This window comes from Pseudomonas sp. NPDC096950, from assembly GCF_044762525.1.
GTDB lineage: Bacteria > Pseudomonadota > Gammaproteobacteria > Pseudomonadales > Pseudomonadaceae > Aquipseudomonas.
The window spans coordinates 110,520-130,656 of sequence record NZ_JBIWEL010000013.1 but is presented as its reverse complement, the minus strand read 5'-3'; the positions used below and the strand labels follow the sequence as shown (position 1 = coordinate 130,656).

Annotated in this window: 22 protein-coding genes and 1 pseudogene; 10 read left to right on the top strand and 13 right to left on the bottom strand. The window is 58.6% G+C overall.

The features are described from left to right. Positions 1-24: 24 nt before the first annotated feature. Entirely contained in the window at positions 25-2,481 is a 2,457-nt protein-coding gene (locus ACIQY3_RS20290) for an autotransporter (RefSeq protein ID WP_403022607.1), read from the bottom strand. Between the two features lie 178 nt (positions 2,482-2,659). On the opposite strand from ACIQY3_RS20290, the gene ACIQY3_RS20285 reads away from it, so the two are divergent. Then, positions 2,660-3,643 carry an MDR family oxidoreductase gene (locus tag ACIQY3_RS20285; protein ID WP_403022604.1) on the top strand — a complete coding sequence of 328 codons (984 nt, stop codon included), beginning with the start codon at positions 2,660-2,662 and terminating at the stop codon, positions 3,641-3,643. Between the two features lie 63 nt (positions 3,644-3,706). Continuing rightward, positions 3,707-4,165, top strand: coding sequence for a GyrI-like domain-containing protein (locus ACIQY3_RS20280; protein ID WP_403022601.1), 459 nt, complete (start codon positions 3,707-3,709; stop codon positions 4,163-4,165). On the opposite strand, the gene ada is transcribed toward ACIQY3_RS20280, so the two are convergent. The 6 genes and pseudogenes from ada to ACIQY3_RS20250 all read right to left on the bottom strand — a co-directional run bounded on the left by ada (position 4,162) and on the right by ACIQY3_RS20250 (position 7,801). Next, positions 4,162-5,229, bottom strand: coding sequence for a bifunctional DNA-binding transcriptional regulator/O6-methylguanine-DNA methyltransferase Ada (gene ada / locus ACIQY3_RS20275; protein WP_403022598.1), 1,068 nt, complete (start codon positions 5,227-5,229; stop codon positions 4,162-4,164). The genes ACIQY3_RS20280 and ada overlap by 4 nt on opposite strands. A gap of 78 nt (positions 5,230-5,307) precedes the next feature. Beyond that, positions 5,308-5,988, bottom strand: a complete 681-nt coding sequence (gene alkB, locus ACIQY3_RS20270) for a DNA oxidative demethylase AlkB (protein ID WP_403022595.1) — start codon at positions 5,986-5,988, stop codon at positions 5,308-5,310. Beyond that, a complete protein-coding gene (locus ACIQY3_RS20265) occupies positions 5,978-6,667 on the bottom strand; it encodes a 2OG-Fe(II) oxygenase (protein ID WP_403022593.1) in 690 nt (229 codons plus the stop codon). The genes alkB and ACIQY3_RS20265 overlap by 11 nt, the downstream gene beginning before the upstream one ends. After that, positions 6,664-6,945 (bottom strand): annotated as a pseudogene (locus ACIQY3_RS20260) (methylated-DNA--[protein]-cysteine S-methyltransferase); the annotation flags it as partial. The pseudogene ACIQY3_RS20260 and the gene ACIQY3_RS20265, both read right to left, overlap by 4 nt. 344 nt (positions 6,946-7,289) lie before the next feature. Next, entirely contained in the window at positions 7,290-7,466 is a 177-nt protein-coding gene (locus ACIQY3_RS20255; RefSeq protein WP_213940527.1) for a hypothetical protein, read from the bottom strand. Positions 7,467-7,495: 29 nt separating this feature from the next. Further along, positions 7,496-7,801, bottom strand: coding sequence for a DUF1883 domain-containing protein (locus ACIQY3_RS20250; protein WP_054050556.1), 306 nt, complete (start codon positions 7,799-7,801; stop codon positions 7,496-7,498). Between the two features lie 211 nt (positions 7,802-8,012). Between ACIQY3_RS20250 and ACIQY3_RS20245 the strand changes: the two genes are divergently transcribed. Together ACIQY3_RS20245 and ACIQY3_RS20240 are read left to right on the top strand one after the other, a co-directional pair. Then, a complete protein-coding gene (locus ACIQY3_RS20245; protein ID WP_403022588.1) occupies positions 8,013-8,369 on the top strand; it encodes a hypothetical protein in 357 nt (118 codons plus the stop codon). Between the two features lie 70 nt (positions 8,370-8,439). Further along, entirely contained in the window at positions 8,440-8,670 is a 231-nt protein-coding gene (locus tag ACIQY3_RS20240) for a hypothetical protein (RefSeq protein ID WP_054050560.1), read from the top strand. Between the two features lie 10 nt (positions 8,671-8,680). Here the strand turns inward: ACIQY3_RS20240 and ACIQY3_RS20235 are convergent, their stop codons facing one another. After that, positions 8,681-8,962: a hypothetical protein gene (locus ACIQY3_RS20235; protein ID WP_403022585.1), complete on the bottom strand. Its 282-nt coding sequence runs from the start codon at positions 8,960-8,962 to the stop codon at positions 8,681-8,683. A 137-nt stretch (positions 8,963-9,099) separates the two neighbouring features. Further along, positions 9,100-9,288 carry a hypothetical protein gene (locus ACIQY3_RS20230; RefSeq protein ID WP_054050563.1) on the bottom strand — a complete coding sequence of 63 codons (189 nt, stop codon included), beginning with the start codon at positions 9,286-9,288 and terminating at the stop codon, positions 9,100-9,102. Between the two features lie 258 nt (positions 9,289-9,546). On the opposite strand from ACIQY3_RS20230, the gene galU reads away from it, so the two are divergent. Both galU and gorA read left to right on the top strand, forming a co-directional pair. Then, the gene (galU, locus tag ACIQY3_RS20225) at positions 9,547-10,386 is read left to right on the top strand and encodes a UTP--glucose-1-phosphate uridylyltransferase GalU (RefSeq protein ID WP_054050566.1); all 840 of its coding nucleotides are present in this window, start codon (positions 9,547-9,549) and stop codon (positions 10,384-10,386) included. A 130-nt stretch (positions 10,387-10,516) separates the two neighbouring features. Further along, positions 10,517-11,875, top strand: a complete 1,359-nt coding sequence (gorA, locus tag ACIQY3_RS20220) for a glutathione-disulfide reductase (RefSeq protein WP_403022581.1) — start codon at positions 10,517-10,519, stop codon at positions 11,873-11,875. On the opposite strand, the gene ACIQY3_RS20215 is transcribed toward gorA, so the two are convergent. Beyond that, the gene (locus tag ACIQY3_RS20215; protein WP_403022578.1) at positions 11,872-12,882 is read right to left on the bottom strand and encodes a DNA-binding protein; all 1,011 of its coding nucleotides are present in this window, start codon (positions 12,880-12,882) and stop codon (positions 11,872-11,874) included. The genes gorA and ACIQY3_RS20215 overlap by 4 nt on opposite strands. 178 nt (positions 12,883-13,060) lie before the next feature. On the opposite strand from ACIQY3_RS20215, the gene ACIQY3_RS20210 reads away from it, so the two are divergent. From ACIQY3_RS20210 to ahpF, 3 genes are all read left to right on the top strand, one after another. Beyond that, positions 13,061-14,005: a site-specific integrase gene (locus ACIQY3_RS20210; RefSeq protein ID WP_403022575.1), complete on the top strand. Its 945-nt coding sequence runs from the start codon at positions 13,061-13,063 to the stop codon at positions 14,003-14,005. Positions 14,006-14,150: 145 nt separating this feature from the next. Beyond that, positions 14,151-14,714, top strand: a complete 564-nt coding sequence (gene ahpC / locus ACIQY3_RS20205; RefSeq protein WP_054050573.1) for an alkyl hydroperoxide reductase subunit C — start codon at positions 14,151-14,153, stop codon at positions 14,712-14,714. 131 nt (positions 14,715-14,845) lie between these two features. Beyond that, positions 14,846-16,411, top strand: a complete 1,566-nt coding sequence (ahpF, locus tag ACIQY3_RS20200) for an alkyl hydroperoxide reductase subunit F (protein WP_265038697.1) — start codon at positions 14,846-14,848, stop codon at positions 16,409-16,411. Positions 16,412-16,589: 178 nt separating this feature from the next. On the opposite strand, the gene gloA is transcribed toward ahpF, so the two are convergent. Continuing rightward, a complete protein-coding gene (gloA, locus tag ACIQY3_RS20195; RefSeq protein WP_054050577.1) occupies positions 16,590-17,111 on the bottom strand; it encodes a lactoylglutathione lyase in 522 nt (173 codons plus the stop codon). A 145-nt stretch (positions 17,112-17,256) separates the two neighbouring features. Between gloA and ACIQY3_RS20190 the strand changes: the two genes are divergently transcribed. Continuing rightward, positions 17,257-17,781 carry a DUF4946 domain-containing protein gene (locus ACIQY3_RS20190; protein ID WP_403022570.1) on the top strand — a complete coding sequence of 175 codons (525 nt, stop codon included), beginning with the start codon at positions 17,257-17,259 and terminating at the stop codon, positions 17,779-17,781. A gap of 217 nt (positions 17,782-17,998) precedes the next feature. Here ACIQY3_RS20190 and ACIQY3_RS20185 read toward each other — a convergent pair whose 3' ends face one another. Together ACIQY3_RS20185 and ACIQY3_RS20180 are read right to left on the bottom strand one after the other, a co-directional pair. Beyond that, complete coding sequence (locus ACIQY3_RS20185; protein WP_123408041.1) at positions 17,999-18,364, bottom strand: histone-like nucleoid-structuring protein, MvaT/MvaU family; 366 nt, start codon at positions 18,362-18,364, stop codon at positions 17,999-18,001. Positions 18,365-18,589: 225 nt separating this feature from the next. Then, the gene (locus ACIQY3_RS20180) at positions 18,590-20,125 is read right to left on the bottom strand and encodes an EAL domain-containing protein (protein ID WP_403022566.1); all 1,536 of its coding nucleotides are present in this window, start codon (positions 20,123-20,125) and stop codon (positions 18,590-18,592) included. Positions 20,126-20,137 lie beyond the last annotated feature (12 nt).

Here is a 20,137-nt window from a genome sequence, read left to right as displayed (position 1 = left end):
CTTCAGCGATCATTCAACGGGATGTCAACGACGATGGAACCCGCCACCACCCCCTCCACCGAACGAGCGATTCATGACCTGGGATGAGTTGTGATAGTTGTTGAAGCGTTCATTGCCAAAAGAGCGCGCCGCCGATTCGCGGTTTAGATTCTGCAACTGAGCGTTGTTCGACGGATTGACCCGTGTCGCGCCGCCCTTGACCATCGATTGCCAGCCATCGTCGGTCTTTTTGTACACATTGCCGTCATGCCCGGCGTAGACGTTGTCGCCGACTTTCGCAGCGCCGCTGTTGCGTCCGCGAATGGCACCGTACTGGGTGGTTTTGTCGGTGTTGGGGTTGTACACGGCGCCGCGATTGGCGGTGACTTGGGTGCCGTTACGCACGTTGCCCGCCGTGACCTTCCCGCCGGCAATCGCGCCGCCGTTAGGGCCGACGATCTCGCCGCTGCGGCCGGCGGCGTAGTTGCCGGTGTAGACGTTGTGTACAGCGCCGCGCTGACCGGCCGTGGCAATGCCGGTGCGAGAATTGTAGGAAGAACCGACCTGACCGGCCCAGCGATTGCCGGTCCAGGCGTTGTAGCCCGCACCGTAACGGCTGACCGAGGCGCGATCGCCCCATTGGCGATAGATGTTGCCGGTGCTGCCGGCCCAACCACCCGGTCCCCAAGCCACTGCGCCGCCGTGATAACCATACGCCGCGCCACCCCACGGCATTGGCGCCGGGTAAAGGCGCGGGCCCCAGGCGTAACCCCAACCGTAATTGCCCCACCATGGGTAAGCGCCCCACCCCCAGCCCATGGCCATGGTGCTGCCGCCCCAACTCCAGCCAAAACCGAAACCGAAGGTCCAACCGGTCCACGGGGTGTAGCGAATCGCGACGCCGAAACCGTAGGTCACCGGCGGCCCGTACCAGACAGTGCCGACCCATGGCGTATACGGGTAACCGGTGCCATAGACCACCACGCCGCTGGCCGGGTCCACGGTGGAGCCCTGATACCCCGGCGTATACCCCACGACCACCGTATCGCCGTTGGCCTCATAGACTTTCACGTAGGTGATGTAGTGCATCGGCGAACTGGGCGGAATCGAGTAAATCACCGCCGGCACCGAAGTCGCGACCGACCACGGGCCCTGGACCGACGTGGCGCTGAACCAGATCCCGTTCTCGACCGCGTACCAACTCTTGGCATCGACCATGATGATCGGCGTCGGCGTGTTGACCACATATTGCAGCGGCGTGCCGCTGATGGCCTTGAGCTGCGGTTGGCCGTCGAACTGCGGCGCGGTCATTTTCACCTGGCTCTTCTTGATGGCCGAGGTCTGCGGGATGGTTGCCGCAATCGCTGCTTCCCGGGCCTGGGGCGTGCCGGCCACCGAGGCTTTGACGTTTTCTTTGGCGCTGTCATCGGGGATGTTGGCGAAGTCGGCCGGTAATTTGTCCGCCGGGGCGAAGGTCCACGGTCCTTTCATATCAGCCGCTTTGAACCAGCGCCCAGAGATCAGCACATAGCTGTCCTGATCACCGATTTCCTTGAAGATATGCCCGGTGGTGTTGGTCACATAGAGCAACTGAGTGCCCTGGATCGGCTGCCATTGCGGCGCGCCATCGGTGACGATCAATTCGGTGGGTGTCGTCGCGATGTGGATCTGTGGGATCGGTGGCTTGGCCAGCGTAGGAATTTTATCTTTCGGATCGCTTTGGCCGGTCAGCAAATCAACCTGACGGCTCTGGATCGCCGCTTTCTTGGCTTTTTCCAGGTCGGCTGACGGTGAGGGCAGCGGCGCATATGGGCCGCCGAGCTGATCGGCGACCATCCAGCCGTCGAACACATGCAGGTAATGTTTGCCTTGGGCATCCTTGAGCAGCAGCGGTCGCGTGTTGATCACCCGTTGCAACGCCGTGTCGTCCACCGGCCGGTAGGCCGGTTCGCCATCGATGTACACCAGTAATGCCGGGACGTCGGAGGTGATGATGGTCGGCGGGGTATTTTCGATTGGATCGCTGCTGGATTTCTGCTCCGCCGCGAGCACGCCGACAGCTGCTTCGAGCTGGTCCAGGGAAATAGTTTTCTTGCGATTCGCTGCGTCTTTTTTCAGGGCGGCGACCCACGCGTCGGATTGCGCGGCGCTGGACGGAAAATCCGCTTTGATCAGGGTGTATTGATCCAGCGCCACCCAGCGCGTGGCTTTGTCCACAAGGGTATGGGCGCTGAACTGGACGATGCCATAGGTGGATTTCCCATCGGCCCCGGTGGCTTCGACCGCCGCCCGGGCCTGAAGGGTATAACCGTCCCAACTGTCGAGTTGCGGCTGATAGATCGTCAGTTTGGTATCGCCGGCGGTCAGGACCTGCGGCCAGGTCGGGCTCGCTGCGGCCTGGGCCGCAGGGGCTGTCGATGCTTGAGGCTGTGCCGCCTGGGCGCTGTTGAGCGCCAGCAGGCCAAGCATCAGCAAAACGGTAAACGAGCGAAGGTAAGGCATTGTCAGCTCCATCGACAGGGCGGTTTTTCAGGTATTTCAGGGCCGCGAAAAAAGCATAGCCGCCGGTGTTGGAAACGCCCGGCGGATTTGGCGATTGGATGAAAGTCGGGTGGGGCAATGTGTTGCTTTGTGTTATTTCAATGGAACCACAACTTCAGCAAACCCATTGGAGGCAGCGATGTTCAAGGGCATTTTGATCGACAAAGATGACAGCGGTTACCGGGCCACACTGCAAGAGATCAATGACGATCAACTGCCCGAAGGCGATGTGACGGTGCGCGTGGCGTACAGCACGTTGAATTTCAAGGATGGCCTGGCGATCACCGGCAGCAGTCCGGTGGTGCGAAAATTCCCCATGGTGCCGGGGATCGATCTGGCGGGCAGTGTCGAAGTCAGCGGGCATCCGGACTACAAGGTCGGCGACCTTGTCGTACTGAATGGCTGGGGCGTGGGTGAAGGGCATTGGGGCGGGTTGGCGCAGAAAGCGCGGCTCAATGGCGACTGGCTGATCCCGCTGCCGAAGGCTTTCACCACGGCTCAAGCGATGGCGATCGGCACGGCCGGTTACACGGCGATGCTTTGCATCCTGGCGCTGGAGCACAACGGCGTCACGCCGGATCAGGGTGAAGTGTTGGTGACCGGGGCCAACGGCGGGGTGGGCAGTTTTGCCATTGCACTGTTAAGCAAGCTCGGCTATCGAGTGGTGGCATCGACCGGGCGCACCTCGGAGCACGACTACCTTAAACAGTTGGGCGCCAATGACATCATCGACCGCGCCACACTGTCCGAGCCGGGCAAACCACTGGCCAAGGAACGTTGGGCGGCGGTGATCGATTCGGTCGGCAGCCACACCCTGGCCAACGCCTGTGCCAGCACCAAAGCCAACGGCACAGTCGCTGCGTGTGGTTTGGCGCAAGGCATGGATTTCCCGGCCTCCGTCGCGCCCTTCATTTTGCGTGGCGTGACCCTCGCCGGGATCAACAGCGTGACCCAGCCGAAAGCCAAGCGCGTGCAGGCCTGGAATCGTCTGGCCGAGGATCTGGACTTTGCCTTGTTGCCATTGATCAGCCACGAAATCGGCTTGAGCGAAGCGATTGAAGCCGCACCGCGCTTGCTCGCCGGTCAGCTACGGGGCAGGGTTGTCGTCGACGTCAATCGCTGACAAGGTAGGCGCCGTTGCGGCTCGAAAGGGCCGCAGATCCCAATGAAAAGGAGTGGCGCCTCAATGGAAGTCAAACAGGTTTACGTGGCCCCGTTCAACGTTTCGGGCTTGAAAGTACGTACCCGTAACAGTGCCGAGCTAACCGCTGACACGGCGAAAATCGGCCCGATGTGGGGGCGTTTCTTTGGCGAAGGGTTGAATGAACAGATTGCGCCGCAGCAACCCGCCGCGCCGATCTACGGCGTGTATTCCGGCTATGAATCCGATGCCTCCGGCGCGTTCGATGTGACCGCCGGAATGGCGGTCGAGGAACCCGCGTCAGGTTACGAGACGATCAACATCGAAGAGGGCCGTTACCTGGTATTCGAGGGCTCCGGACCGATGCCGGATGCTGTGATCAGTGCCTGGCAATATATCTGGAATTATTTCGAGGCCAATCCACAGGTCCCGCGCCGATTCGCCACCGACTTCGAAGTCTATAACGGCCCCGAGTCGATCGCGGTGCATATCGGCATCGTCTAAGGCTGGGTTTCACGTTCGAGCAACTGCCGTTTGCGCTCCACACCCCAGCGATAACCCGACAGGTTGCCGTCGCTGCGCACCACCCGGTGACAGGGGATTGCCACGGCCAGGCTGTTCGCGCCACAGGCCTGGGCCACGGCGCGCACCGCTTTTGGCGAACCGATGCGCTGGGCGATATCGGCGTAGCTAGCGGTGCTGCCGGCGGGAATTTCCCGCAGGGCTTGCCAGACTCTTTCCTGGAAAGCGGTGCCGCGCACGTCCAGGGGCAAGTCCAGGCCGATGGCCGGCGCTTCGATAAATCCGACGACTTGGGCGATCAATTGTTCGAACCCGTGATCGGCGCCAATCAGGTTGGCGCGCCGGAACTTGTCCTGCAGATCGCACACCAGTTGGTGTGGATCGTCCCCCAACAGAATCGCGCAGATACCCCGTTCACTTTGCGCCACCAGGATCGCCCCGAGGGAACATTGGCCGACCGCAAAGCGGATGTCATTGTTCTGGCCTTCGGCGCGGTAATCGCCGGGTTTCATGCCCAGCAACTGATCAGCGGATTCATAAAATCGGCTGTTGGAATTGAAACCCGCGTCATACAGCGCGTCAGTCACCGATCCGCCATCGCTCAAGCGATCGCGCACTTTGCGTGAACGGTGCGCGGTGGCGTAACCCTTGGGTGTCAGGCCGGTCACGGCTTTAAACACGCGATGGAAGTGGAAACTGCTGAGGCCCGCCGCGTCGGCCAGTTCACCCAGCGCCGGTAAATTCTCGGCGGACTCGATCTGGCGACAGGCAGCCGCCACGGTCGCAGCATGCTGGGCGGCGACCTCGCTTTGATCCTTCGCTGCCCGTTTGCTAGGGCGATAACCCGCTGCCTGGGCCTGCTCGGCGGTATCGAAGAATTCGACATTCTGCGGGTTCGGCAAGCGCGCCAGGCTGCTGGGGCGGCAATAGATGCCGGTGGTTTTCACCGCGTAGACAAACTGCCCGTCAGCCTTGGCGTCGCGGGCAACCACGGCCGCCCAGCGTGGGTCATTCTCGGTCGCGATCTTGGTCGATGAGGAGGTCATGGCTTCAGGTCCGTTGACGGGTTTCGTACAGATTATGCAGCTGGTTGTGAGGCCGCACTCCGGGTCTTGCGGTCAAATTCAACCCGCGGTACGAAACGTGAAGTTGATCCGCTGTTCGCCCAGTCGCGGATGCTGCCCGTCCTTGATCGGCAAGACGCCGTGATAACGCAAGCGATCGACACCGCCCCAGACCACGATGTCACCGTGAAACAACGGCACACGCTGGCTCTTGTCACTGCGTTCAAATCCACCGAACAAGAACATCGCCGGCAAACCCAACGACACCGAAACGATGGGCGCAGCGTAGGAACCTTCGTCTTTGTCCTGATGCAATGACATCTTGGCGCCCGGGATATAGCGGTTGATCAGGCAGGAATCCGGCACGAAGCCCTCAAATCCTGCTTCCCGTGCCGCCGCTTGCGCCAGCTCGAAAAACACCTCGGGCATCGCCGGCCAGGGTTGCCCGGTTTGCGGATCATTGCGGGTGTAACGATAGCCGCTGCGATCCGTGGTCCAGCCCAGCGCGCCGCAACTGCTGAGGGCCACCGACATGGTGAAACCGCCGGGCGTGACCATTTGCCGAAACGGCGCGGCCAGCAGCACAGCTTCCAGTGCCGGCAGCAATCGGTCGATCATGGGCAGGGCAAAGCCCCGGAGGACGTAGGACTGTTCGCCGATCTGTTCGCGGCGGGGCGGCTGTTCGGGCTCGCTGTCGGCGAATAAATCCAGGGTGGTCGGGTTCATGGGGTCATAACGCATCGTGAAAGATGATTCCAAGGGTATGCCGTTTACCGCTGTGCAGGCGACTGACGCCGTGGCGCATCGTGACCCGGTAATAGCCGCGAACGCCTTTGACCGGACGCTGATTGACCGCAAAGATCAGTCCGTCGCCTTTCTTCAGGCCGATCACCTGGGGCCGCGACTGCATCCGCGGTCGCTGCTCGGTCAGCACGAATTCGCCGCCGGTGAAGTCTTCCTCCGGTTCTGACAGAAGAATCGCCACTTGCAGTGGGAAAACATGCTCGCCGTACAAGTCCTGATGCAAGCAGTTGTAGTCCTGCGGGCCATATTGCAGCAACAAGGGTGTCGGGCGCTCCTGACCAGCGGCGTGGCAGCGTTTGAGAAACGCCGCGTGGCTGTCGGGGAATCGGGTCGGCAGGTCCATCTGCTCGTACCAGCGATTGGCGATGGGCACCAGTTTCGGGTAGAGCGCGCTACGCAACCGGGCCACCGTGTCCGGCAACGGGTACTTGAAGTACTTGTACTCCCCGCGCCCGAAGCCGTGGCGGGCCATCATCACTTGCGAGCGGAAGGGCTCGGGCCGGGGGTACAGCGCGCTGACCTGGTCACAGGTTTCGTGGCTCAACAACGAACGGATAATGGCGCAACCGTCTTGATCGAGTTGTTGTTCCAGCAACGCCCAGTCCAGTTTGCTCATGCGTGCGCCTCACGTTCCAGCAACTGCCGTTTGCGGTCCAGTCCCCAGCGGTAACCGCCGAGGCTGCCGTCCTGGCGCAGCACTCGATGACAAGGCACGATCACGGCAACCGGGTTGGCCCCGCAGGCATTGGCCACCGCACGAAAAGCCTTGGGTTGATCGAGACGTTGCGCAATCTCGCGATAGCTGGCGGTTTTACCCGCCGGAATTTGCCGCAAGGCGTTCCAGACTTGCCGTTGAAAGTCGCTGCCCGCCAGATCCAGCGGCAAGTCGAATGCCTGGCGTGGATCGTCGAGGTGGCGCAGGGTCTGCTGCAGCTGAGGCGTCAAACCCTCATCCCGTTGAAGCTCGCCGCGAAAGCGTCGCGCCAGATCGCGCTCAAGAGTGGCCAGGTCATCACCGAGCAGCAGCGCACAAAGCCCCTTGTCACTGAAGGCCAGCAACAACACGCCCAGCGAGCAAGTACCGCTGATGTAGCGAATCGAGGAAGTAGACATGTTCTGACTCCTTAACCAAAGGTTGAGGTGGCCAGTCTAGGGAGCGCCAATCGTGCGAACACTCCGGCGCTTGCGGTCGAATTCGGGCGAGGGAGCCGACGTCCGTGTTGTCGCTCCCGGTCGCGTTACAGAGCTTTGCTGACGCTGATGTCGCTGATGACGTCTTCGCTCTGGCCGTGAATGGCGTCCAGCGCAGCTTTGGCTTCTTCTTCAGAGCCGTTTACCAGCTGGGCAAATTCGAAGCGGCGTTCGCCGTTGAGTTTGTATTTGATGACGTATTTGGTCGTTTGGGCCACGGTCATGACTGCCTGTTTGCGTAAGTGGGCGTTACTCAGCTCAGTTTTGTGCTGGAGCGGCGGACGATCTTGATCGAGTGGGTCAGGGTCGGCTTGCGGGTCACGCTGATGGCCTTGCGGCTGTTGACCATGTCGATGGTGATGTTCCAGAAACCGGTGCTCGGCGCGGTGATGCGCGCCGGGAAAGTATCAAATGCGCCGCCGTGGTAAGTGTGACGGCCGCCATTCTTGAAGCTGCGGAAGTTGGCGTCGTTCATCAAGCGAATGTTGCACATTTGGGAGCACTGGATGACGACGATGTCGTCTTCATTGAGGTGCTCGCGCTGGTGGATAAATTTCATGAGGCGCCTCCAGAAGGGCTTTTTCTACAAAATCAAAACGATAGCAGGGCAATTGGCACAGTTTATCAGCCCGAACGGGTTATTATCTGGCTGTCAGCGTCGTGTTTGACAATTAAAAACAGTTATTCGGAATTCTATGAGCGATAAATGCAACGAGCCTCGGAGAAAAACAGTCATTACGCTGTCGGAGGGTCTTTATCGGAGGTTTTGTATGAAATGGGGTGTCCTGGTCCTGCCGCTAGCGTTGGCGGTGAGTGGTTGTGCAAATGTCGCAGAAATCAACGAGTCACTGCCGACCATGAGCGTGATTTCAGGTAAAAAACCCCAGGAGTACGCGCAATGCCTGGTCGAGAAGCTGGCCCCCAGCCGCGGTGCCTTGCAGCTCGAGCCGCACAAGGATGGCGTGCGTGTGATCGTTCCAGGGAAATTTTCCTCGGGTCCGGCAGCCGTATTTGATATCGAAGACCGCTCCGGCGGCAGCGGCATCAAGTTGCATGAGCGCATGTCCAACGTGCCGGTACGTCCCAAGGATGTACAGCGTGCCGCCACCGCGTGCATTTCCGGCTGATAGACTATCGACAGCCACCTGATGCCGCCTAAGCAATGCTTTGGCGGCATTGTCATTTCTGGAGCCGCGCATGAAGCGAGAACAAGTACGGGAGCGCCATGCAGAGGGCCATATCTCTGCCACCCACGTGATTCAGAATCCGGCGAACTCCGGGGAGTGGATCGTGTTTTTCAAGAAGAGCGCCGGGCGCAGTTATTTCCTGGTGGATGATAACGATGAAGTCGAATCCTTCAGCCGCCTGGACGACTTGATCGAGACCGTGCGCGGTCTCGGGATCAAGTTTGCCGAAATCCACATGTAGGGCAGGCGCCTTACTTGCAGACCACCACCACGCTGCGGTTCTTGTAGTTGCCCACATCGACTCCCAGGGTCTTGTCGCTTTCCTTGGTCGAGGGTGTTCCATCGGTGCCCACGATCCGGTAGCCGGTGCCGGCACAGGAGTCATCGGCTTTTTCGTAGCAGGTGGCCCAGGAATTGGCTTCCCCGGAGCAGTCGATGGCCAGGCCTTGCTCGCCATTGTTCAGGTAGGTTTTTTCAGAAGTCGCGCAGCCAGTGAGCGCCAGTACCGCAATCAGTGCCAGAAGTTTGTTCATGTCGTTGTCGTCGTCAGATGATGGGGCTAAGCCTGTGACAGCAGCGGTGTCAAAAGGTTATAGCGATTGGCCACTTTGATGCAGGCAAACATAAAAAAGCCCTGCGCAAGGGCAGGGCTGCTCGAATCAGGTGCGTTTCAGGACTTGTCCTTGCCGCGCCGCTTGGGGCCTGCGGGTTGATCCTGCAACACCGATGCCACCTCGATCGCCAACGCTTCGGTCGGGAAAGGTCCGGCGATATTCTCGCCAGCAACGCTGTCTACCCACCATTGGCCGTCTTTTGCCTGGTTGATCAGGTACCCGTTGACGCTTTTTGCTACCGACATCTATCTGCCTCGTTGGCTGGTTCAATCGCGCCATGATAACGCCAAATGCCCTCAACGGGTGCTGATGGGCGTATGGTGGTGTGATTGTCGGTCAGTGCAAAGCCGATGGTCTGTGCTATCTATAAAAGCTTACGGGAACTATCCGCCAGAATATTTCTCTATGATGGCATCGGTTAGCCAGTGCGGGGCATTGTAAGGTGCGCGCCGCCTGATTAGACTGCGCCGAAACTCGTACACACAGCCCTTTCAAGGACTTATATGATCAAGAAATGCTTGTTCCCAGCAGCCGGTTACGGTACTCGCTTCCTGCCAGCGACTAAAGCCATGCCCAAAGAAATGCTGCCGGTGGTAAACAAGCCACTGATCCAGTACGGCGTCGAAGAAGCACTGGACGCTGGGTTGACTGAAATCTCCATCGTGACCGGTCGCGGCAAACGCGCCCTGGAAGACCACTTCGACATCAGCTACGAGCTGGAAAACCAGATCAAGGGCACCGACAAAGAAAAATACCTGGTCGGCATCCGTAAACTGCTCGACGAGTGCTCGTTCTCCTACACTCGCCAGACCGAAATGAAAGGCCTGGGTCACGCGATCCTGACCGGCCGTCCGCTGATCGGCGACGAACCGTTCGCCGTGGTACTGGCGGATGACTTGTGCGTCAACCTCGACGGTGACGGCGTCCTGACCCAAATGGTCAAGCTGTACAAACAGTACCGCTGCTCGATCATCGCGATCCAGGAAGTCGACCCGCTGGAAACCAACAAGTACGGCGTTATCGCTGGTGACTTGATCGGTGACGACCTGTACCGCGTGCGCAACATGGTTGAGAAACCAGCGCCGGAAGATGCACCGTCGAACCTGGCGATCATCGGCCGTTACATCCTGACCCCGGACATCTTTGACCTGATCAAGCAAACCGAGCCAGGCAAGGGCGGCGAGATCCAGATCACCGACGCCCTGATGAAGCAGGCGCAAAACGGTTGCGTGATTGCCTACAAGTTCAAAGGCAAGCGTTTCGACTGCGGTGGCGCTGAAGGCTACATCGAAGCGACCAACTTCTGCTTCGAGAACTTCTACAAGACTGGCAAGGCTTACTGATAGCGCCTGACCCACTTGTATTGAGAAAACCACCTTCGGGTGGTTTTTTCGTTTTCCGGCCCCATATTCTTCGCAGCGTTTGCCCAAAGGGCGTCTGCGGGTATGCTGATGGCCTGCCGAGGAGATAGAAATGGCCTACGATTTTGACCTTTATGTGATTGGTGCCGGTTCCGGCGGTGTACGGGCTGCGCGATTTGCTGCCGGTTTTGGCGCGAAAGTGGCCGTGGCCGAAAGCCGCTACCTGGGCGGCACGTGCGTGAACGTCGGCTGCGTGCCGAAAAAACTGCTGGTCTACGGTGCGCACTTCGCCGAAGACTTTGAACAGTCTTCCGGCTTCGGCTGGAGCCTGGGTGAGGCGAAGTTCGATTGGGCGACGCTGATCGCCAACAAGGATCGCGAGATCAATCGCCTCAACGGTATTTATCGCAACCTGCTGGTCAACAGCGGCGTGACCTTGCATGAAGGCCACGCCAAGATCGTTGATCCGAATACAGTCGAGATCAATGGCGGGCGCTACAGCGCCAAGAATATCCTGATTGCTACGGGCGGCTGGCCGCAGATCCCGGAGATTCCGGGGCATGAGCACGCGATCAGCTCCAACCAGGCGTTCTTCCTCAAAGAATTGCCGAAGCGCGTGCTGGTGGTTGGCGGTGGTTACATCGCGGTGGAATTCGCCGGGATTTTCCACGGTTTGGGCGCACACACCACGCTGCTGTATCGCGGCGATCTGTTCCTGCGTGGCTTCGATGGCGCGGTGCGCAAACACTTGCAGGAAGAGCTGACCAAGCGCGGCATGGACCTGCAGTTCAACGCCGACATCGAGCGTATCGAGAAGCTGGCCGACGGTAGCCTGAAAGCGACGCTCAAGGATGGTCGCGAGCTGGAAGCTGACTGCGTGTTCTATGCCACGGGGCGGCGTCCGATGCTGGACAATCTCGGGCTGGAGAACACTGGCGTCAAACTCGACAAGAAAGGTTTCGTCGAAGTCGACGAGCAGTATCAAACCGCCGAACCGTCGATCCTGGCGCTGGGCGATGTGATCGGTCGCGTGCAGCTGACCCCGGTTGCGCTGGCCGAAGGCATGGCCGTTGCGCGGCGCTTGTTCAAGCCGGAGCAGTATCGTCCGGTGGATTACATGATGATCCCGACAGCGGTGTTCAGCTTGCCGAACATCGGCACCGTCGGCCTGACCGAAGAAGAGGCTCGTGAAGCCGGGCACGACGTGGTGATTTACGAAAGCCGTTTCCGACCGATGAAGCTGACCCTGACCGAGTGTCAGGAGCGCACGCTGATGAAGCTGGTGGTGGATGGCAAGACCGACAAAGTGTTGGGTTGCCACATGGTCGGTCCCGATGCCGGGGAAATCGTCCAAGGCTTGGCGATTGCCCTGAAGGCCGGCGCCACTAAGCGCGATTTCGACGAAACCATCGGCGTGCATCCGACGGCCGCCGAAGAGTTCGTCACCATGCGTACGCCTGTCGCGAGTTAATCGTCCTTTGCTGCGTCTGGCGCGGTCGCAACGACTGCTGCCAGACGCACACTTTCATCCAGGCTGGCCTGGGTCTTCGCCAATTCGATTTCCAATGACTGATTGATCTGCGATTGCTCATCGACGTTCTGTTTGAGCGCCTGACTTTCCAGCAGGGCGATGCGCAAGCGCTCCTGGAGGAGGGTGCGTTCGCTGTCGACGCGGTTGGCTTGTTCCAGCAGTTGATCCTGGCGCGTGTTGGCTTGTTTGAGTTGCTCTTGCAGCAGGCTCAATTCCCGTAGGGTGCCACGGTTCTCGGTCAGTAAGCGTTCGTTGTCGCGATGTAGTTGGGTGATCTCATCCTGGCGGACGAGGGCGCTTTGCTGGGCCTGTCGCAATTCCATCTGAATCTGTTGCACCTGGCTTTCGTGACGGCGCTGGTCCTGTTCGCGCTGCTCTTTGACCGCGTTGCGATAGTGCTCGAGCGCATCCCGCGCGTGCAGGTGCTTCTCTTCTAGGGAGCGGATCTGCTCGTCCTTGTCTTGCAAGCGCAGCTCGAAATCCGCCAGCGCCTGGTTCAGCCCGGCGTTGCGGGTCTGCTCGGTCTGCAGCATCGAGCGGGTTTCCAGCAACGCGTCGGATTCCTGGGTCAGCGCCAGGCTTTGAATTTCATACTGCTGATGCAGTTCGCTATTGGCCTCGCGGGCTTCGTCGAGCTGGGTTTCCAGCTCCTTCCGTTGGCGATCGAACTGCTCGCGCGCCTGGTCGATAGGCTCTTGGGCCTGCTCTTTCAGGCGTTGCGCCAGGCGTGACACCAGGCCGGCCAGCTCATCGTCGATGGGTTCGTGTGTTGCTTCAGTGCGCTCCGGGCCGCCATCCAGCTCCTTCAAATACCGATGAATCGTGGTTTTCGAGCCGGTATTGCCCATCTCAATCCGTACAGCATCAATGCTGGGGTTTTCGCCACGGGCGAGGATCGCCAAACGCGCCGCTTGCACCACTGCTTTATTTACACCGCCACGAGCCATGAGTCTTCCTACGATTTTGTAATGTGGTGCGTACCACTAATGTACACATTGTACCATTGCATATTAAAAGTTAAATCCTTTAGTTTTCTAACACGGGATATACTGGTATTACCCCGCGTGATGAGTAGTAGATGCGGTTTTCACCCGCCAAAACGGTACGTTTTCGAGAGTTGAGCCCATGACCGATCTGGATCGCTACCTGCAAGCTGCTACCCGCGACAACACCCGTCGCAGCTACCGGGCGGCCATCGAGCACTTCGAAGTCAGTTGGGGCGGGTTCCTGCCGGCGACCGGCGACAGCGTCGCGCGCTATCTGGTCGCGCATGCAGGCGTGCTGTCGATCAACACGCTGAAGTTGCGTCTGTCGGCGTTGGCGCAATGGCACAACAGCCAGGGCTTTGCCGATCCGACCAAGGCGCCAGTGGTGCGCCAGGTCTTCAAAGGGATTCGCGCATTGCACCCGGTACAGGAAAAGCAAGCCGAGCCGTTGCAGCTTCAGCATCTGGAGCAAGTGGTGGCGTGGCTTGAGCAGGAAGCGCAAACCGCTCGAACCGAAGGAGATCAGCCCGGTTTACTGAGGGCGCGGCGCGACATGGCGCTGATCCTGCTGGGCTTCTGGCGCGGCTTTCGCAGCGATGAGCTGTGCCGATTGCAGATCGAGCATGTGAAAGCCGTTGCCCAATCGGGCATCACGCTCTATTTGCCGCGCAGCAAGAGCGACCGCGAAAACCTCGGCAAGACTTATCAAACGCCGGCATTGCAGCGTTTGTGTCCGGTGCAGGCCTACATCGCCTGGATCACCGAAGCCGCTCTGGTGCGCGGCCCAGTGTTTCGTGGCATCGATCGTTGGGGCCACTTGAGCGAGGAGGGCTTGCACGCCAACAGCGTAATTCCATTAATGCGCCAGGCACTGGAGCGCGCCGGCATCCCGGCCGAGCACTACACCAGTCACTCCCTGCGTCGCGGTTTTGCAACATGGGCCCATCAAAGTGGTTGGGATTTGAAGTCGTTGATGAGTTACGTGGGCTGGAAGGATATGAAATCCGCCATGCGCTATGTTGAAGCCAACCCGTTTCTCGGGATGACGCCCCTTGCGGAAAAGGCCATTGGCGCTGCTAAGTAAGTTTTCTTCTATTAATACGTTCCGCTAATAGCGAAAACCAATGAGCAGCATGAGCTTTGCCAATGAGCCATCCGGCGATCGAGTGGGTAGGATTCACTCCATCAACTTCTCAACCAAACTTTTCAACCCTGACGGAGAGTCACCGATGCCTATCATCAACAGCCAAGTAAAACCGTTCAAAGCTACCGCTTACAAAAATGGCGACTTCGTACAAGTGTCGGACGCTGACCTGAAAGGCAAGTGGTCTGTCGTGTTCTTCTACCCAGCTGACTTCACTTTCGTTTGCCCAACCGAACTGGAAGACCTGGCTGACAACTACGCCGCGTTCCAGAAACTGGGCGTCGAAATCTACAGCGTTTCCACCGACACCCACTTTGCTCACGCTGCCTGGCACAACACTTCGCCAGCCATCGGCAAAATCGAATACACCATGATCGGCGACCCGACCCACGCCATCTCCCGCAACTTCGACGTGCTGATCGAAGAAGTTGGCCTGGCTGACCGTGGCACCTTCGTGATCAACCCAGAAGGCCAGATCAAAATCGTTGAGCTGAACGACGGCGGTGTTGGTCGTGACGCTTCCGAACTGCTGCGCAAAATCAAGGCTGCCCAGTACGTTGCTGCTCACCCGGGCGAAGTCTGCCCAGCCAAGTGGAAAGAAGGCGAGGCTACTCTGGCTCCGTCCCTGGACCTGGTCGGCAAGATCTAAGTCTGTGACACACGCATCATCAGGGCGGGTTTCCGCACCTAAGTAAGCTGCAACCGCCCAATAAAAACGCCCGGGCGAGATTCGCTCGGGCGTTTTTTTTTGCCTCAAATAAAGTAAAGGAAATCGCCCGTATGTTGGACGCCAATCTTAAAGCCCAGTTGAAATCGTACCTGGAACGGGTCACCCAACCGATCGAGATCGTTGCTTCCCTCGACGACGGTGCGAAATCCCAGGAAATGCTGGAACTGTTGAAAGACGTTGCCAGTCTTTCCACTCAAATTACTTTGCTCGACAACGGTGATGATGCGCGCAAGCCATCGTTCTCGATCAACCGCCCGGGTGCCGACATCAGCCTGCGTTTCGCCGGCATCCCCATGGGCCACGAATTCACTTCGTTGGTGCTGGCCTTGCTGCAAGTTGGCGGTCACCCTTCGAAAGCCAGTGTCGAGGTGATTGAACAGATCCGCTCGCTCAAAGGCGAGTTCAGCTTCGAAACTTACTTCTCGCTGTCCTGCCAGAACTGCCCGGACGTGGTCCAGGCGCTGAACCTGATGGCCGTGCTCAACCCGAACATCCGCCACGTCGCCATCGACGGTGCTTTGTTCCAGGCTGAAGTCGACAAGCGCCAGATCATGGCCGTGCCGAGCGTTTACCTGAACGGCGAAATCTTCGGCCAGGGCCGCATGGGCGTGGAAGAAATCCTCGCCAAGATCGACACCAGCGGTGCCGAACTCCAAGCCGAAAAAATCAGCGCCAAAGAAGCCTTTGACGTCTTGATCGTCGGCGGTGGCCCGGCCGGTGCTTCGGCCGCGATTTACGCGGCCCGTAAAGGCATTCGTACCGGCGTGGCGGCTGAACGTTTTGGTGGGCAGGTGCTCGACACCATGGCCATCGAAAACTTCATCTCTGTGCAGGAAACCGAAGGGCCGAAACTGGCCAGCGCCCTGGAAGAACACGTCAAGCAATACGACGTCGACATCATGAACCTGCAACGAGCCACTGCGCTGATCCCGGCGAAAAATGCCGGCGAGTTGCACGAAGTGCGCTTCGAAAGCGGCGCCAGCCTGAAAACCAAGGCACTGATCCTTGCCACAGGCGCCCGCTGGCGCGAAATGGGCGTGCCGGGTGAGCAGCAATATAAAGCCAAGGGCGTATGTTTCTGCCCGCACTGCGATGGTCCGTTGTTCAAGGGCAAGCGCGTGGCGGTGATTGGCGGCGGTAACTCCGGCGTCGAAGCAGCCATCGACCTGGCCGGTATTGTCAGCCACGTCACATTGCTGGAATTCGACAGCAAGCTGCGCGCCGATGCGGTCCTGCAACGCAAGTTGTACAGCCTGCCGAACGTCAACGTCATCACCAGCGCGCTGACCAGCGAAGTGAAGGGCGACGGGCAGAAAGTGACTGGCCTGGTCTACAAGGATCGCGATTCGGGTGAGTTCACCACGGTCGAGCTGGAAGGGATCTTCGTGCAGATCGGTTTGTTGCCGAACACCGACTGGCTCAAAGGCACTGTCGAGTTGTCGCCACGCGGCGAGATCATCGTCGATGCCCGTGGCGAAACATCGCTGCCGGGGGTGTTCGCTGCCGGTGACGTGACCACCGTGCCGTACAAGCAGATTGTGATTGCAGTGGGCGAGGGCGCCAAGGCTTCCCTGAGCGCATTTGATCACCTGATCCGCACCTCGGCTCCGGCTTAAACGCCTGCGCTGAAAACACAAAAAACCCCATGAGTGATCATGGGGTTTTTTGTTGTCTTGCGCATTTCCAATGTGGGAGCGGGCTTGCTCGCGAAAACGGTGGGTCAGTCGATAATGATGGCGACTGACACGACGCCTTCGCGAGCAAGCCCGCTCCCACAGGGGATTTGGCCAGGTCTTACATCGGTGCTGGCTGGATGATTTCGACCCAGTAAGCATCCGGATCCTTGATAAACGCCAGGCTCTTCATGCGGCCATCGTTCAAACGTTTCTGGAAATCACAGCCCAGCGCTTCAAAACGTTCACACGCGGCACGGATGTCGGGCACCGAAATGCAGATATGTCCGAAGCCACGCGGGTCGGTGTTGCCGTTGTGGTAGGCGAACTCCGGATCGTTTTCGGTGCCGTGGTTGTGGGTCAGTTCCAGGATGCCGGGGATCGACTTCATCCACTCGGTACGCGCGGCGGCGTCGGCCGGGATCTGGTTTTTATCGACCAGCGCCAGGAAGTACAGGCTGAACTCGGCTTCCGGGAAGTCGCGCTTTTCAACCAGCGAGAAACCGAGGATGCGCGTGTAGAAATCCAGGGACTTGGTGATGTCCTTGACCCGCAGCATGGTGTGGTTGAAGACGAACTTCTGGGTTGCGGTGTCAGGTGCGGCGGTGACGCCGGGGAAGGTGTTCAATTCGTGCAGGCTCATGGGCCCTCCGGAAAATAAGTGGGGCTGGCGAATGGTCGCAATGATACGCAAGCGTCCCGACATCGCCAAACCAAAACGCCCGGCTATTGCCTGTCGGCCGGGTGAGGCTCAGACTTTATGGCTCAATCTGTGAGTGCCTCTCGTAATGATCCGACCGTTTGCATCGCTATTCGTTTTCATGGGTTTGGTTGCGCTGGCCTCGGCGGTGCGGGCAGATACCCCGAGCATTACCTGGCCAACTGGCTGGGAGGTGGAAGTCGTCGCGCCAAATGACGCCGCGCCGCAAGTGTCACGGCAGCGGGCGGTTAAAAATGACGCCGATGGCAATCAGGTATTGGTGATGGAATTGACCATGACTCCGGTGGAAAGCGGCCATCAGGTGAATCTGGAGGGCGTGTTGCTGGAGATGCGCAAGTCGGTGCAGAAAGACTTCTTCCAGGGTGGCTATCAAAGTGTCTGCAACAAGATTCACCCGGCCACCTTGAGCCAACTGTCGGCGCTTGAAACTACGTGCACGGTTACCCAGAACGGCCGACACGTGCTCTCTCAAACATTGGTCGCTGCCGTTCAGGCGGACAAGGCCTATGTTCTTTCCTACGCCGGGCAGGCCGAGGTTTATAAGGCAAGTCAGGACGAAATAGCGGCAGCGCGTAACAGCTTGAAACTTTAGATGAAGAGTTGAAGACTGCGGATTTTCGCAAAGCGCGGTTTTTAGATGTCCAAAGGGATTAAGCACAAAGTAAGACGCAAAGTATTGAGTGGGCGCGGAGATCGGTACCTTCGTACAAGGCATTTCCAACTTGATCGGCGACTATCGTTGCATTTGTTAGATAACTGCCATGAAAAAGCCCTGCATTAGCAGGGCTTTTTTTTGTTGCCGCGAAGGGTTAGCCGCGCAGCCAGGAATCGACGGTGGCTGCACCGTACTGTTCCTTCCAGGCTTTCAGGCCGCGGTGGTTGCCACCCTTGGTTTCAATCAGTTCACCGGTGTGCGGGTTGTGATAGACCTTGACCACGCGGGCACGGCGGGTTTTAGGCGCTGCGGCTTGTTGCAGGCCCGATTTTGCCGGGTTCGGATCGAGAATGGCGATGATGTCGCGCAGGCTTTTGCCGTAGGTTTTCATCAGCCCCTGGAGCTTTTCTTCGAATTCGATTTCTTTCTTGAGCCCGGCATCGTTCTTCAAGGATTCCAGCTGCTTGAGCTGTTCTTGAAGGGCCTTTTCAGCTGCACGAAATTCAGCGAGTCTGGACAATATCTTTACTCCAATAGTGTGTTTGGCTGATACCAACCGCAAACAAAGCTATAAGCCAAGAGCCTTGAAGCGACTCGGTGATAATGGCTCACCTGCCAATCTTGCACAGGGTAAGAAAAATTGTAGTAGTTAATTGCTCAAGAGTAAATCATGTCTTTTTCTTCATGTAACAACAGCAGTCTTTTGATTCAATTTGGTGCGGGTTTTCGTTATCTGTAGCACCTGTTAATGGTGACTTAATGCATTAACGAAGTCCGCGCCGGGCATCGGCCGGCCGAACAGGTAGCCTTGCAGGAAGTTCACGTTGTGGGCAGTCAGGTAATCGCTTTGCGCCTCGGTTTCTACACCTTCGGCAACAATTCCCAAGTCCAGCTTGGCCGAGAGTTCGATGATGCTGTCCAGAATGTGCCGGGAGAGAGCGTCGGCACCGATCATGGCAACAAAACTCTGATCGATTTTCAGGAAGTCCACGTTGAATTGGCGCAGGTATCCCAGGCTTGAGTGGCCGGTGCCAAAGTCATCGATGGCAATCATCACGCCCAACCCGTGGAGTTGCTCGAACAATTGGTGAGTGATGGCCGTGGGCTCGATCAATTCGCGTTCGGTCAGCTCCAGTACCAGGCTGACGCTGCCGGGCGCGAAGGCGCTTAGAAATTCGCGGCAATCCTCCACCATTTCCAGATCCTGGCAGTGGCTGGCGGTGATGTTCACGCCGATATGAAAGAGTCCGTCAAATGAGGCCGATACCGGCGCCAGCAACGCGGCCGTCTGCCGCATCAATGAACGGGTCATCGGCACGATCAACCCCGAGTGCTCGGCAAACGGAATAAACAGGTCCGGGCGCACCAGGCCTTCCTTGGGATGATTCCAGCGCATCAACACCTCGGCGCCGCTCCACTTTTTCGTGTCGCCATGCACCACGGGTTGGAAATACGGAATGAACTCGCCAGCCTCCAGCGCCCGTTGCAGTTCAACACTGGGCGATGAAGCACGTTTTTGCAGAATGTGGCCGATTGTGCCCGACACCACGCCAAAAAAGATCAGCAGGCTGAACAGCGGCGGGTACTCGCGGCTCATGTAGCGCCAGGTTTCGCCCTCGGGAAAACCGGCGGCCACAGTAAATGCGTATTGCTCGGAAACCCGCGTGCTTTGCGCCTCCGGCAAGACGGGCAGGGCACCGTCATGCACCTTGCCGTCGGCGGACAGCCAGTTATTGCCGACTTGCAGCAACAGTGAAGTCTGACGGCCGATCAGCCGTAGCACGTTGCTCAAGTGATAACCGTCGAGGGTCGTCAGCGCCCCCTTTTTGTCATCGCTGAGTCGATAAACCAACAGCGCCGTGTTGGGTGTGACGGGGTTGCCGTTCATCAACCACAACTGACCTCGAGTGTAGTCACCAGCGTTTACTTTCTCCTGATAGTCACCGAACAACGAACTGCAATAGAGGTTGTTGTCCCACACCAGATTGGTCGAGCGCACAAAGGGGCGGCGGGTGACCTGTTCGCGCAGCGCCAGTTTGGCATCCTCGCAACGGTCGCCGGCCAGAGGCAGCAACACCCGCGCGGCTTCGGCGGTGTTGTCGAGCATCAGGTTGAATTGACGCAAGGCTTCCTCGGCGGTTTGCTCGGTGCTTTGTTTCAGTACGCGCCCGGCTTGCATATAAAGGATGACGAAGCCCAACAGGACCGGGAGCACCCCGCTTAATACGGTCACAGCAATCCGGGTGCTGCGCTTGCGGCGGGATTTAACGGTCAGTGGCATGTGCGAAACCAA

Bases quoted from the DNA above. Each gene is read 5' to 3' on its own strand.
- ACIQY3_RS20290 (WP_403022607.1), bottom strand. From the start codon at position 2,481: ATGCCTTACCTTCGCTCGTTTACCGTTTTGCTGATGCTTGGCCTGCTG.
- ACIQY3_RS20190 (WP_403022570.1), top strand. From the start codon at position 17,257: ATGATCCGACCGTTTGCATCGCTATTCGTTTTCATGGGTTTGGTTGCG.
- ada (WP_403022598.1), bottom strand. From the start codon at position 5,229: ATGACCTCCTCATCGACCAAGATCGCGACCGAGAATGACCCACGCTGG.
- ACIQY3_RS20255 (WP_213940527.1), bottom strand. From the start codon at position 7,466: ATGACCGTGGCCCAAACGACCAAATACGTCATCAAATACAAACTCAAC.
- ACIQY3_RS20215 (WP_403022578.1), bottom strand. From the start codon at position 12,882: ATGGCTCGTGGCGGTGTAAATAAAGCAGTGGTGCAAGCGGCGCGTTTG.
- ACIQY3_RS20285 (WP_403022604.1), top strand. From the start codon at position 2,660: ATGTTCAAGGGCATTTTGATCGACAAAGATGACAGCGGTTACCGGGCC.
- gorA (WP_403022581.1), top strand. From the start codon at position 10,517: ATGGCCTACGATTTTGACCTTTATGTGATTGGTGCCGGTTCCGGCGGT.
- ACIQY3_RS20240 (WP_054050560.1), top strand. From the start codon at position 8,440: ATGAAGCGAGAACAAGTACGGGAGCGCCATGCAGAGGGCCATATCTCT.
- ACIQY3_RS20280 (WP_403022601.1), top strand. From the start codon at position 3,707: ATGGAAGTCAAACAGGTTTACGTGGCCCCGTTCAACGTTTCGGGCTTG.
- ACIQY3_RS20180 (WP_403022566.1), bottom strand. From the start codon at position 20,125: ATGCCACTGACCGTTAAATCCCGCCGCAAGCGCAGCACCCGGATTGCT.
- alkB (WP_403022595.1), bottom strand. From the start codon at position 5,988: ATGCGTTATGACCCCATGAACCCGACCACCCTGGATTTATTCGCCGAC.
- ACIQY3_RS20210 (WP_403022575.1), top strand. From the start codon at position 13,061: ATGACCGATCTGGATCGCTACCTGCAAGCTGCTACCCGCGACAACACC.
- ACIQY3_RS20265 (WP_403022593.1), bottom strand. From the start codon at position 6,667: ATGAGCAAACTGGACTGGGCGTTGCTGGAACAACAACTCGATCAAGAC.
- gloA (WP_054050577.1), bottom strand. From the start codon at position 17,111: ATGAGCCTGCACGAATTGAACACCTTCCCCGGCGTCACCGCCGCACCT.
- galU (WP_054050566.1), top strand. From the start codon at position 9,547: ATGATCAAGAAATGCTTGTTCCCAGCAGCCGGTTACGGTACTCGCTTC.
- ACIQY3_RS20250 (WP_054050556.1), bottom strand. From the start codon at position 7,801: ATGAAATTTATCCACCAGCGCGAGCACCTCAATGAAGACGACATCGTC.
- ahpF (WP_265038697.1), top strand. From the start codon at position 14,846: ATGTTGGACGCCAATCTTAAAGCCCAGTTGAAATCGTACCTGGAACGG.
- ahpC (WP_054050573.1), top strand. From the start codon at position 14,151: ATGCCTATCATCAACAGCCAAGTAAAACCGTTCAAAGCTACCGCTTAC.
- ACIQY3_RS20230 (WP_054050563.1), bottom strand. From the start codon at position 9,288: ATGTCGGTAGCAAAAAGCGTCAACGGGTACCTGATCAACCAGGCAAAA.
- ACIQY3_RS20245 (WP_403022588.1), top strand. From the start codon at position 8,013: ATGAAATGGGGTGTCCTGGTCCTGCCGCTAGCGTTGGCGGTGAGTGGT.
- ACIQY3_RS20235 (WP_403022585.1), bottom strand. From the start codon at position 8,962: ATGAACAAACTTCTGGCACTGATTGCGGTACTGGCGCTCACTGGCTGC.